Annotated in this window: 12 protein-coding genes and 2 tRNA genes; 7 read left to right on the plus strand and 7 right to left on the minus strand. The window is 46.5% G+C overall.

Translation table 11 applies throughout. The annotated features are described in order from the left end of the window. The first annotated feature begins 16 nt into the window (after positions 1-16). The gene (locus HGH91_RS03905) at positions 17-2,455 is read left to right on the plus strand and encodes an ABC transporter permease (RefSeq protein ID WP_168737133.1); all 2,439 of its coding nucleotides are present in this window, start codon (positions 17-19) and stop codon (positions 2,453-2,455) included. Positions 2,456-2,509: 54 nt separating this feature from the next. Here HGH91_RS03905 and HGH91_RS03910 read toward each other — a convergent pair. From HGH91_RS03910 to HGH91_RS03920, 3 genes are all read right to left on the minus strand, one after another. Next, a tRNA-Arg gene (locus HGH91_RS03910) sits at positions 2,510-2,583 on the minus strand. Between the two features lie 107 nt (positions 2,584-2,690). After that, entirely contained in the window at positions 2,691-3,803 is a 1,113-nt protein-coding gene (locus HGH91_RS03915; RefSeq protein ID WP_168737134.1) for an acyltransferase family protein, read from the minus strand. 249 nt (positions 3,804-4,052) lie between these two features. After that, a tRNA-Arg gene (locus HGH91_RS03920) sits at positions 4,053-4,126 on the minus strand. 123 nt (positions 4,127-4,249) lie between these two features. Here HGH91_RS03920 and HGH91_RS03925 point away from each other — a divergent pair. Further along, positions 4,250-4,723 (plus strand): 23S rRNA (pseudouridine(1915)-N(3))-methyltransferase RlmH, encoded by a 474-nt coding sequence (locus HGH91_RS03925; RefSeq protein ID WP_168737135.1) that lies wholly within the window; start codon positions 4,250-4,252, stop codon positions 4,721-4,723. Between the two features lie 30 nt (positions 4,724-4,753). Continuing rightward, positions 4,754-5,380: a rhomboid family intramembrane serine protease gene (locus tag HGH91_RS03930; RefSeq protein ID WP_168737136.1), complete on the plus strand. Its 627-nt coding sequence runs from the start codon at positions 4,754-4,756 to the stop codon at positions 5,378-5,380. Positions 5,381-5,425: 45 nt separating this feature from the next. On the opposite strand, the gene tilS is transcribed toward HGH91_RS03930, so the two are convergent. Both tilS and HGH91_RS03940 read right to left on the minus strand, forming a co-directional pair. Continuing rightward, entirely contained in the window at positions 5,426-6,763 is a 1,338-nt protein-coding gene (gene tilS / locus HGH91_RS03935) for a tRNA lysidine(34) synthetase TilS (RefSeq protein WP_168737137.1), read from the minus strand. Between the two features lie 24 nt (positions 6,764-6,787). Then, positions 6,788-7,099, minus strand: a complete 312-nt coding sequence (locus tag HGH91_RS03940) for a tetratricopeptide repeat protein (protein ID WP_168737138.1) — start codon at positions 7,097-7,099, stop codon at positions 6,788-6,790. Between the two features lie 133 nt (positions 7,100-7,232). On the opposite strand from HGH91_RS03940, the gene HGH91_RS03945 reads away from it, so the two are divergent. The 4 genes from HGH91_RS03945 (at position 7,233) to ispE (ending at position 10,652) form a co-directional block, all read left to right on the plus strand. Beyond that, positions 7,233-7,973: an electron transfer flavoprotein subunit beta/FixA family protein gene (locus HGH91_RS03945; protein WP_168737139.1), complete on the plus strand. Its 741-nt coding sequence runs from the start codon at positions 7,233-7,235 to the stop codon at positions 7,971-7,973. 36 nt (positions 7,974-8,009) lie between these two features. Further along, the gene (locus HGH91_RS03950) at positions 8,010-8,981 is read left to right on the plus strand and encodes an electron transfer flavoprotein subunit alpha/FixB family protein (protein ID WP_168737140.1); all 972 of its coding nucleotides are present in this window, start codon (positions 8,010-8,012) and stop codon (positions 8,979-8,981) included. A 186-nt stretch (positions 8,982-9,167) separates the two neighbouring features. After that, positions 9,168-9,767: a bifunctional nuclease family protein gene (locus HGH91_RS03955; RefSeq protein WP_145666142.1), complete on the plus strand. Its 600-nt coding sequence runs from the start codon at positions 9,168-9,170 to the stop codon at positions 9,765-9,767. Between the two features lie 75 nt (positions 9,768-9,842). Further along, complete coding sequence (ispE, locus tag HGH91_RS03960; protein WP_168737141.1) at positions 9,843-10,652, plus strand: 4-(cytidine 5'-diphospho)-2-C-methyl-D-erythritol kinase; 810 nt, start codon at positions 9,843-9,845, stop codon at positions 10,650-10,652. 3 nt (positions 10,653-10,655) lie between these two features. Here the strand turns inward: ispE and rplT are convergent, their stop codons facing one another. Both rplT and rpmI read right to left on the minus strand, forming a co-directional pair. Continuing rightward, positions 10,656-11,000: a 50S ribosomal protein L20 gene (rplT, locus tag HGH91_RS03965; RefSeq protein ID WP_078673350.1), complete on the minus strand. Its 345-nt coding sequence runs from the start codon at positions 10,998-11,000 to the stop codon at positions 10,656-10,658. Between the two features lie 48 nt (positions 11,001-11,048). Next, on the minus strand, positions 11,049-11,246 hold the full coding sequence (rpmI, locus tag HGH91_RS03970) for a 50S ribosomal protein L35 (RefSeq protein ID WP_079471802.1): 198 nt from the start codon (positions 11,244-11,246) through the stop codon (positions 11,049-11,051). Positions 11,247-11,398 lie beyond the last annotated feature (152 nt).

Genomic DNA, 11,398 nt, shown 5'->3' on the forward strand with positions numbered 1-11,398 from the left:
CAAAAACAATAGCCCTATGTTCATCACTCATCTGAAAATTGCCCGCAGGAATTTATGGAGAAATAAAACCTTCGTGACCATTAATATGGCGGGACTGGCCATCGGAATAGCTCTTTTTATATTCATCATCGAATATGTTACGTTTGAATGGAGTGCTAACCGGTTCCATAAAAATTATACCCGGTTATACAGAACGATGGTCGTAAGCCAGGAAGACCGCAGCACTTATCACCTCCCCCCGGGATTTGCACCGGTGATACAACAGAACTTTGCCAACAGTACCGGTATCCGGGCATATGTAAGGACTGCCGAGGATATCGGCAACGGCGTGGTATCTGTTACCGATAATGCCAACCGGGAAAAAGCTTTTCTCGAAGACAAAGTAATGTATGTAGATGGGAACTTCCTGGATCTCTTTACTTTTCCACTCGTGGCAGGTACCCCTTCCTTAAATGAACCCAATACAGTAGCTATCTCCGAAACAACCGCCAGGCGGTATTTCGACAATGACAATGCAGTCGGGAAAATTATAAAATTGAGTAACCAGTTTGGCACCACCCCTTACACCGTAACGGCTGTATTTAAAGACATGCCTGGCGAGTCTGATATCAAGTCCAATATATTATTGTCGTTTAAAACCCTGGAAAACCCCGCCAACCGCAACGGTAACGACTGGGCTGACCCCAGGAGTATTAAAGCCGGCTTTAGCATTGTATACCTGCTGATTGCCGATCATTCACCGGTAGACCAGATAGCAGACCAAATCACCAAATTTGTACATAAGGTAAAGCCGCAGTCGACCGACCGCATGGCCTTTCAGCCTATGAGCGAATTACACCTGGCCCCTTCCTTCAACTATATACATCAAACGTTCGGTAGCCTCAAACTGGTGGTAGCGCTGCTCAGCATTGCCGTCCTGATATTATTGATTGCGTGGGTAAACTATATCAATCTCTCTACGGCCCAGGCGCTGAACCGCGCGAAGGAAGTGGGCGTGCGTAAAGTGCTGGGCGCCCAGCGGCATGAGCTGGTAGTACAATACCTCACAGAAACCTTCCTGCTAACCATCCTCAGCACCCTCGTGGCTATCCTCATTGTTTTGGCGCTACAGGGCGTTTATAATGGTTTTACCGGGAAATCACTTTCCATCCTGGTGCTCAATCGTGGCTGGTTTTGGCTCCTGGGAGTTGTGCTCATTTTTATCAGCTCTATTTTGTCAGGCGGATATGTCGCCCTCGTGTTAACTGGCTTCAGCCCCATTGCCATGCTGCGAAATAAATTTAACCAGTCGGGCAGAGGACTTACCCTACGCAAAGGCCTGGTGGTGTTCCAGTTTATGGCTTCTATCATATTCATTATTGCCACCATTGTGCTATACCGGCAGCTCTCCTATATGCAAACGCAGGACCTGGGCATTAACCTCGAGCAACGGTTGATTATTACGGGCCCGTCTAACCAGATAGATACCAGTAATACCAGCGCCGCCACATTTAAGAATGAGCTAAGCCAACTGCCGTTTGTAAAGAGTGTGGCGTCTTCTGATAATACACCAGGTATGGGATACAATCTATCCAACAACCGCATATACCGGCTGGGAGCTGATTTGTCGACCATGGAAGAAAAAACATACTACCTGCTGAAGATAGATGATAACTACTTTGGCACTTATGAAATCCCCCTGGTAGCCGGCAAAAACTTTACGCCTCAAATGGTGCAAAGCGGATGGGAAAAGGATGGCAAAGTGATCGTTAACGAGAAAGCGGTAAAGCAGCTGGGATTCACCAGTGCAGAAAACGCCATCTCTCAGAAAATAAAATGGCAGGATAAAGACCTGGAGATCATCGGCGTGGTAAAGGACTATCACCATTTATCGCTGCGACAGCTGATAGAACCTACCATTTTCCTTCCCTCTGATATCGATAATTATTTTACGCTGAAGTTAAATGCAGCAGATATTTCCGGAAAGATAAGCAGTATCAAAACCCTGTATGAATCAGTATTTCCGGGCAATCCATTCGATTACTTCTTCCTCGACCAGATGTACGATAACCAATACAAGGAAGAACAAAGGCTGGGCCGCTTCTTTATTGTGTCTGCCCTGATCGCTGTATTCATTGCCTGTATGGGATTATACGGGCTCACTACTTTCACTGCCAAACAACGGAAAAAAGAAATTGGTATCCGGAAGGTGTTGGGCGCCAACACGAATAACATCGTACAATTGCTGGCGAAAGACTTTATGAAGCTGGTAGTGATTGCCATTGTGATCTCATGCCCCATTGCCTGGTGGCTGATGCACCGGTGGCTGGAAAACTTTGCCTACCGTATCAGTATAAGCTGGTGGATGTTTGTGGTGGCCGGCGTAACAGCCTTGCTAATTGCGTTGATCACCATCAGTATGCAGGCCGTAAAAGCCGCCTGGGTAGATCCGGTGAAGAGTATACGTACCGAATAAAGATATTATTAATAAAAAAAGAATGCTGCAGTTGTTGCAGCATTCTTTTTTTTGTGACCTCATCTGGATTCAAACCAGAAACCTTTTGATTCGTAGTCAAATGCTCTATTCAGTTGAGCTATGAAGCCATTCCCGTTTTGGGATTGCAAATGTAGAACTTGTTTTTTATTTATCAAAAAAAATCAGCAAATAATTTTCGTAAACTATCGCCAAAGGCTATACGCTTTTACCCGTTTTATACCTTAATAATAATATTCTTACGGTACATGATTCCTATGGGCACCCATATCACCAACACCAGCAGTATGGCCGCTCCCAGGGATGCGTGATAGGGCAGCATGTTACCTGCAAACACCGCCTGGTAAAACCATTCTTTTACATTAGTATTACCTGCGGGGATATATCCCAGTATTTTCGGAATAAGTCCCGACAAGACAAAAGCCGTAATGGCATTGCGGCCAAACGCTACGAATGGCGCCAGGTAGCGTTGGTGCTGTTGCACATCGATCAGCCAGTAACTGGCCGACAACGCCATGGTAGCCAGCCCGCCGGTGTATAATACAAAAGAACTGGTCCAGAGCGATTTATTAATAGGAAAAAACGGATCCCATATCAGTGCCAGGATCACCGTTATAAAACCATATACAAAGAGCCACGATACTTTTACGGCATCTTCGCGGTCTTTGCGGCGTAGCCAGCTCCCCACCAACATCCCGAAGATACCTGTACCGATAGCTGGCAAGGTGCTTAGCAGCCCCTCCGGGTCCCAGGTTTTGCTACCCGCCCACAAATGCGCAGGGGTAAATACCAGCCGGTCTAACCAGGCCGCCAGGTTGGTTTCCGGCTCCAGGTTGGGCGCTCCTATACCTGGTACTGGCACGAATGTCATCAATATCCAATAGCCCAATAACAATGCTATTCCCGTCCATAGCTGCGTACGCCGGCTTGTTTTGATAAATAATATCGCACAGATACTAAACACCACGCCTATACGTGGCAGCACTCCCGGGAAACGCCAGTGCGAAAAATCAAACCGGGGCACCAGGTGCAACAACCATCCCAGCACCACGATAGTAGCGCCCCGGCGCAATGCCTGCCGGATCATTTGTCCATGCTGCGTAGGGTCATCTTTCCGGCTGCCGAGGGCATACGCGATAGACACCCCCACGATAAAGAGAAAAAAAGGAAAAATGAGATCAGTGGGCGTACAGCCATTCCATTTGGAGTGCTCCAGCGGTGCATATACATAGTTCCAGTCTCCCGGGTTATTCACCAGTATCATAGCCGCTACCGTAAGGCCCCGGAAGAAATCCAATGATAACAATCTTTGTTTTACAGCAATGGCCATGATGGTTGTATTTATTATTTATATCTTCCTTAATTTAAAATATTTTTTTTAATCTGGTGGTACTTTGTTGATAAGGGTCGCAGGGATACCTATCGGTAACGTATATACGTAAATGGAAAGCTTATAATGATGACAGGATAATTTTGTGGCTCCTCAGAAAGCAAAAGCCCGTCTCATGGGCTCCCGCCAGGCCGCCAGTGCCAATATAAAAGAGGAACGCCCCCCAAAGTTGGGAGGCGTTCCTCTTAGTGACCCCGTCAGGATTCAAACCTGAAACCTTTTGATCCGTAGTCAAATGCTCTATTCAATTGAGCTACGGAGCCATTAATTATGATTGGATGGCAAAGGTAGCGGATTTTTCGAAAACACCAAATAGTTATTAAAAAAATTCATGCAATCTTCTGATTTACACTTACTTTTACACCGTTACTTAATTATCATACGAAGTGAAAATTCAACTCTGGAGTATAGGAAAGGAGCATGATCCCTACATCAGGGACGGAATGGCAGTTTTTCAAAAACGGCTACAACATTACGTGGATTTCGAGGTAAAGCTGATCCCAACCGTAAAGCAGGCTGCCAGTTTATCGATACCTGAACTCAAAAAGCAGGAGGCCAAATTAATCATGGACCTGCTGCAGCCTACCGATTTCCTGCTGGCGCTGGACGAAAAGGGAAAGATGATGACGACCGTGCAATTCGCTGACTTCCTGCAACAACGTACCAATGCGGGTACCCGGCAACTCATCATTCTCATAGGGGGCGCTTTTGGTATTGACGAAACCCTGTTGCAGAGAGCCCAGCTGAAAATGTCGTTGTCGCCCTTAACCTTCCCTCATCAACTCGTACGGCTTATTTTCACCGAACAATTATATCGTGCCTATACGGTATTAAACAGGGAAAAGTATCATCATCAATAGTTACATTTATAGATAAAATCATCTCATTGTATGACGCTTTCAATCAGTTTAGTTATCATTATCATTACCTGCCTTATCTCCTATACCGCCCTGCAGAACTATGACCAGTTAGATAAGCTGAGCCTGCAACCCTATATGGTAAAGCGTTACAACCAGTACTACCGCTTTATCACTTCCGGGTTTGTGCATGCCGACTTCCAGCATTTGCTCTTTAATATGCTGACTTTATATTTCTTCGGAGGGTTTATTGAGCGTGTTTTTGCACAACTATTCCATAACAAAATGGTGTATGTTGGCTATTACCTGTTGGGGATTATTGTGGCCAATATTCCTTCTTACATTAAGCACCGCGACAATTCTTATTACTCTTCCCTGGGGGCCTCCGGCGCTATTTCCGCCATTGTGTTTACCGCTATCCTGGTGAACCCCTGGGCGTCTATCTACCTGTTTTTTGCGCTCAAATTGCCAGCGGTAGTGTATGGTGTATTATTTCTTGGGATTTCCGCTTATATGGGGAGAAAAGGTGGAGGCAATATTAATCACGATGCGCATTTATGGGGCGCCTTATTTGGGTTGATATTTCCGCTGATCTTCCATCCGGAACTGGGCACCAACTTTTTGTATATGATTATGCATCGCTCTCAGTTTGTGCAATAACCAATGAGTGCAGCAGCGCCCATAAAGCCGCTGCTGCACTCATTTTCACGGCATCCATTCGATGCTCAGTATCGCTTTTGTTTTAGGGCTTATCTTCACCCGGTCGTCTATCCTCATCCCTACAATCCACACGATCCGCTTATTGGATTCCAATACCCAAACATTTTCTTTCTGTGGCAGCGACAGCTTCTGATCGATCAGGAACCGGCTTATTTTTTTCTTCCGGGGCATACCCAGTGGATAAAAATAATCGCCCTGTTTCCATTTCCGCAGGATCATCGGGTACGTTACCTGTGCAGCATCCAGCCAGGCCACTGCTGCGGCCGTGGGTATAGGGGCAGCGCCTCTCTCCTGCTGGCGGATGCGTAGCTGGCCTCCGCCAAAATGCACGTGCTGCGTATCGGCTTCAATAACTACCAGCGGAGCTGCTTCCATGGCCAATGGCGTTATCAGTAACCACTGCCGGTTACGGATAACCCGGTGCGTAGCCGTTTCCACGTACCGGCCCGATTCGCTGTCGAGCAGCGACAAAACCTGTTGCACCTGTGCCGGAGAACAACCAAACGGGCGAAACAGTTCCCAGGCAATAGTTTGCAGGGGGATGCTTTGTTGCAATTTGCCTACCGGCACCTTCCAGGTATCGCCTTCCTGGAACAGCAACCGCTTGCGATGCCGTTCCAGTGCTTCCTGGTACAGATATTCTGCTTCCTTCATCCGCTCTATGGTAGCCGCCATATTACGCACTGCGCCGGGAAATGCTTCCTGCAATCTGGGAATGACCTGGTGCCGGTAATAATTACGTGTATACTTATCTGTTATATTGGAACTATCTTCCCGGAAAGCGATATTATGCAAGGCAGCATAGGCCACCAGGGTATCTTTCTCTGTAAATAATAAAGGCCGGATAATCTTTTCCTGTTTGGGCAAGATACCATGTAAACCAGCTATGCCAGTGCCTTTGGTAAAATTCATCAGGGCAGTTTCCACGCTGTCCTGCATATGGTGTGCGGTAGCAATATATGCATACCCTTCCGTAGCGCGTATTTGCTCCAGCCATTCGTAGCGCAATTCTCTCGCGGCTACCTGTATGGTTACACGATGTGCTTCTACATAAGCACTGGTATCAAACCGGATGGAGTAAAAAGGCAGGCCCAGCGTGGCGGCTACCTGTTTTACAAAGGCTTCATCCTGTTCTGATTCGACAGCACGGAGCTGGAAGTTGCAATGGGCAATGCCTGCGGCATATCCGGCCTGTTTAAATAATCGGGCCATGACGATAGAATCTACGCCCCCGCTAACGGCCAGCAGTATTTTTTGAGTGGGATCAAATAACCGCTGCCGGGATATATAATCGGAAAAATGAGTCAATAAATGTTGAGGCATCCGTGGTTAATTGGATTTAAAATATCAGTATACCAGCTCTTCGTAAGCGGACTGCAATTCGTTGTAGGCGTGTCTTTCATTGGCTGCCTTGGCCATGCTCATTCCTTTTTCGTATACGCTGATGGCGCCGGCATTGTCACCTGCGCGTTCCAGCAACTTACCGAGGTGGTAATAGGAACCTACATAGGTGGGTTCATATGCCAACAGTTCTTCAAATTGCTGACGGGCGGCCACATCGTCGCCTATCTTAATATATTCCAATGCCAACGCATGTTTCAAAAAGCTATCGTTGGGTGTGGCCAGCAACAGTTGCTTTATTTGCGGGATCCTATCCATCCGTTTATTATTATTTAATTCTACAATATGTCAATGATAATACTGATTAAAATCATTTTCCGGCCTGCGGTTGGCTTATATTATTTAAATATATTTGCTACTACCGCATTTTTAAACAAAACAGTTTAAGGCCATGAAGATTTTAGTATGTATCAGCAAAACTCCGGACACGACTGCAAAAATAGCTTTCACGGACAACAACACGAAATTCAATGAGGCTGGTGTACAGTTTATTATTAATCCATACGATGAGTGGTACGCATTGGTGAGGGCGCTGGAGCTGAAAGAAACCATGGGCGCCGATGTTCACCTGGTAACGGTAGGCGGTGCTGATTGCGATCCTATTATCCGCAAAGCCCTGGCATTGGGTGGTGATGAAGCATTCCGTATCAATGCCGACAGCGCTGATAGTTTTTATATCGCTTCCCAGATTGCGGCTCATACCCGGGAAAAGCAATACGACATCATTTTTACCGGTAAAGAAACCATCGATTATAATGGTTCAGGTATAGGCGGTATGGTAGCGGAATTGCTGGACCTTCCCTATGTGTCCATTGCGGCGAAATTTGACCTGAATGGTACCGTGGCTACGGTAAACAGGGAGATTGAAGGAGGCGAAGAAACCTGTGAAGTATCCCTGCCGGTGGTAGTTTCCTGCCAGAAAGGAATGGCCGAAGCCCGTATTCCCAATATGCGCGGCATCATGGCTGCCAGAACCAAACCCTTGACAGTAGTAGATCCTGTAGCAGCAGACACCCTCACTTCCGTGGTTAGCTTTGAGCTGCCGCCGGCAAAAGCAGGTGTAAAACTGATCAGCCCCGACAACGTGGAAGAACTGGTGAAATTACTCCACGAAGAAGCCAAAGTGATCTAAGGGTTCTCTATCTCCTAACTACTAATTAAATTATTCATGTCTATATTAATATTTGCCGATCAGGTACAGGGTAAGATTAAAAAAGCGGCACTGGAAGCCGTACAATATGGCGCCAAAGTGGCCGCTCAACTGGGTACCACTGCCACCGCGCTGGTACTTGGCCCGGTAGATGCCGCGGAACTTTCTGCACTCGGTAACTACGGTGCGCAAAAAGTATTGCACGCCGCCGATGCACGCCTGCACGAAGTAGAAAGTATCGTATATACTAAAGTAATTGCGGAAGCAGCAGAAAAAGAAGGCAGCCAGGTGATCATCTTCCCACATAATTTTGATGGAAAAGCGGTAGCTCCCCGGGTGGCTGCGCGACTCAAAGCGGGGCTCGTAGCCGGCGCTATCTCCTACCCTGACACCAGCAATGGTTTTGTGGTAAAGAAAAATGTGTTCTCCGGTAAGGCGTTCGCCCATATCAATATCACCTCCGATAAGAAAATCATTGCTATTATGCCCAATACTTTTGCGCTCACTCCCGGCACAGGAACAGCTACAGTAGAAGCTTTTTCTCCCGCCATCCAGGATAGCGACTTTAAAGTGAAAGTGGTAAAAACCGAAACAGTGAGTGGCGACGTACCTTTAACGGAGGCCGAAATCGTAGTAAGTGGTGGTCGCGGTATGAAAGGTCCTGAAAATTGGGGTATCCTGGAAGACCTGGCCAAGGCGCTGGGAGCAGCCACCGCGAGCTCACGCCCCGTGGCCGATGCCGGATGGCGCCCTCATCATGAGCACGTAGGCCAGACCGGCCTGACCGTAAGGCCCAATTTATATGTTGCCATTGGTATTTCCGGCGCTATACAGCACCTGGCAGGCGTAAATGGTAGCAAGGTTATTGTGGTGATCAACAAAGACCCGGAAGCACCTTTCTTCAAGGCAGCCGACTACGGCATTGTTGGCGATGCTTTTGAGGTAGTGCCTAAGCTGACAGCAGCCGTTCAGAAGCTGAAACAATCATAAAAGACTTTACAAAGGAAGAATTATGGGTGACTGATGCAAATGTTAAAATCATCCTGATCAGTAATCCATAATTCTTCGCTTTGTAGGGTTGATATTAGGCATTTATCAGATAGATTTTTTTTAGATAGGGAATATTTTTCTAACTTCACAGACTTACAAACTATTCAGCGACAACGCAAGACAGATATGAGAAAAATAGAACTGGAAATAGTTGCTTTATCGCACAGCATTACGCAGACTCATTCATATGCCGTGGTATTGGGAGAAGTAAACGGACTACGCCGTTTGCCGATTGTGATCGGGGGCTTTGAAGCGCAGGCTATTGCGGTGGCTTTGGAGAAAATGCAACCCAGCCGGCCTTTAACGCACGACCTGATGAAAAACTTCATGAACGCCTTTAATGTGGAATTGCAAGAGGTGGTCATCAGTAATTTGCAGGAAGGCATTTTTTATTCCAAACTTATCTGTTCCAATAACGATGAAACTATTGAGATAGATTCCCGCACTTCAGATGCACTGGCGCTTGCGGTTCGTTTTGGATGCCCTATTTATACATTTGAGAATATCCTCAACAGCGCGGGTATATTGCTGGACGATCCTGCCGGCAAAAAAAGCAGCAAGCCGGTAACCCCTACTATTTCAGAGCATGAAAAAGGTGTGGAAGACGACCTCAAATCTATGAATGTGGATGAATTAAACACGCTCCTACAGGAAGTGTTGGAACAGGAAGATTACATTCGTGCTATCGCCATCCGCGATGAACTAAACAGTCGCAAAAGCAAATAATTTTCTTTCAGTATAATCGTGCAGTTGACAGCCATTTGGCATGTAGCTGTAGGTTTGCCGTGCAACAGATAATAGATGATCGTATTTCCCAATTGTAAGATAAACCTGGGCCTGCATATTACCCGTAAACGCCCTGACGGTTTTCATGACCTGGAAACCGTTTTCTATCCCCTGCCTGTAAACGATGCCCTGGAAATCATTGCCCATCCATCTTTACAGTTTGCCAGCAGCGGTATCCCTGTTCCCGGGGAGGCGGCCGATAACCTTTGTATCAGGGCCTTTCAGTTACTGCAGCGCGATTTTCCGCAGGTGCAGCCAGTAAATATCCACCTGCATAAACACATTCCAATTGGCGCGGGACTAGGAGGAGGTTCGGCAGATGCCGCGTTCATGCTGCAATTGCTCAACCAGAAGTTTCAACTGGGACTTTCCGATACGGCATTGGCTGACTATGCAGCCCAATTGGGTAGTGATTGCCCCTTCTTTATTTACAACCGGCCTTGTTATGCCACGGGACGTGGTGAAATTATGGACCCTATTGACCTGGATCTTTCGGGGTACTCCTTTGTACTGGTGCACCCGGGCATTCATGTTAATACCGGCTGGGCGTTCAGGCAACTTACGCCCCAGGCGCCAGCTTATGGGCTGAGGGAGAAAATACAATCACCGGTGGCTACCTGGAGAGAAATAATTACCAATGATTTTGAAGCGCCGGTATTCAGCGCGTATCCCGTTTTAGCGGGGATCAAGGAACAATTATATGCGGCTGGGGCCTTGTATGCTGCTATGAGCGGAAGTGGATCAGCTGTGGTGGGTATATTCCCTAAAAACAAAATAGCTGACATCCTGTGGGATGCCAGCTATCGGGTATTTACTATCAGGTAAGTCTTACTTTACAGAAGCTACCAGTGCTTTAAATGTTTCTGGTTCATTCATAGCCAGATCTGCCAGAACTTTTCTGTTCAGGTCGATATTTTTACCGGCTAATTTGTTCATAAACACAGAATAGGTCAACCCTTCTGCTCTAACAGCAGCGTTGATACGGGCGATCCACAGCTGACGGTAGTTTCTTTTCTTTAATTTACGACCAACATAGCTGTAAGTGAGTCCTTTTTCCAGGACGTTTTTCGCTACGGTGTAAACATTCTTTCTTTTACCGTAGAAGCCTTTGGCTTGCTTTAAGATCCTTTTTCTCCGGGCTCTTGAAGCTACGGCATTAACTGAACGAGGCATTTGCTTTGTTTTTTCTCAGGTTATAAAATTCGATTCTTTTGACAGATACTAGCGCATTCCGAGCATTCTCTTAACCAGGTTAAGATTTGCTTCGTGAACCAGCGTACTACCTCTTAAGCTACGTTTTCTTTTCGTAGATTTTTTAGTCAGTAAGTGGCTTTTGAAGGCCATGAACCGCTTAATCTGTCCGTTCCCACCAACCTTGAACGTTTTCTTGGCACGGGAATGTGTCTTTACTTTGGGCATCTTACATCAAATTTGGTCTGCAAAGGTATGAAAATAATTCAATAAAGCACAGTCTTGTATAAATAATTAACGCCCCTCCCAAATGTGGATAACTTTTCTAATATTTTTTTACCCTCTCTTAAGCGATTGACTATCAATTTTCATCTTTCCAC

The organism is Chitinophaga eiseniae, assembly GCF_012641265.1.
Lineage (GTDB): Bacteria > Bacteroidota > Bacteroidia > Chitinophagales > Chitinophagaceae > Chitinophaga > Chitinophaga eiseniae_A.

What these genes read in the sequence shown, in the direction of transcription:
- HGH91_RS03905 (WP_168737133.1), top strand. Translation starts at nt 17, where the DNA reads ATGTTCATCACTCATCTGAAAATTGCCCGCAGGAATTTATGGAGAAAT.
- HGH91_RS03915 (WP_168737134.1), bottom strand. Translation starts at nt 3,803, where the DNA reads ATGGCCATTGCTGTAAAACAAAGATTGTTATCATTGGATTTCTTCCGG.
- HGH91_RS03930 (WP_168737136.1), top strand. Translation starts at nt 4,754, where the DNA reads ATGACGCTTTCAATCAGTTTAGTTATCATTATCATTACCTGCCTTATC.
- tilS (WP_168737137.1), bottom strand. Translation starts at nt 6,763, where the DNA reads ATGCCTCAACATTTATTGACTCATTTTTCCGATTATATATCCCGGCAG.
- HGH91_RS03940 (WP_168737138.1), bottom strand. Translation starts at nt 7,099, where the DNA reads ATGGATAGGATCCCGCAAATAAAGCAACTGTTGCTGGCCACACCCAAC.
- HGH91_RS03945 (WP_168737139.1), top strand. Translation starts at nt 7,233, where the DNA reads ATGAAGATTTTAGTATGTATCAGCAAAACTCCGGACACGACTGCAAAA.
- HGH91_RS03950 (WP_168737140.1), top strand. Translation starts at nt 8,010, where the DNA reads ATGTCTATATTAATATTTGCCGATCAGGTACAGGGTAAGATTAAAAAA.
- HGH91_RS03955 (WP_145666142.1), top strand. Translation starts at nt 9,168, where the DNA reads ATGAGAAAAATAGAACTGGAAATAGTTGCTTTATCGCACAGCATTACG.
- ispE (WP_168737141.1), top strand. Translation starts at nt 9,843, where the DNA reads ATGATCGTATTTCCCAATTGTAAGATAAACCTGGGCCTGCATATTACC.
- rplT (WP_078673350.1), bottom strand. Translation starts at nt 11,000, where the DNA reads ATGCCTCGTTCAGTTAATGCCGTAGCTTCAAGAGCCCGGAGAAAAAGG.
- rpmI (WP_079471802.1), bottom strand. Translation starts at nt 11,246, where the DNA reads ATGCCCAAAGTAAAGACACATTCCCGTGCCAAGAAAACGTTCAAGGTT.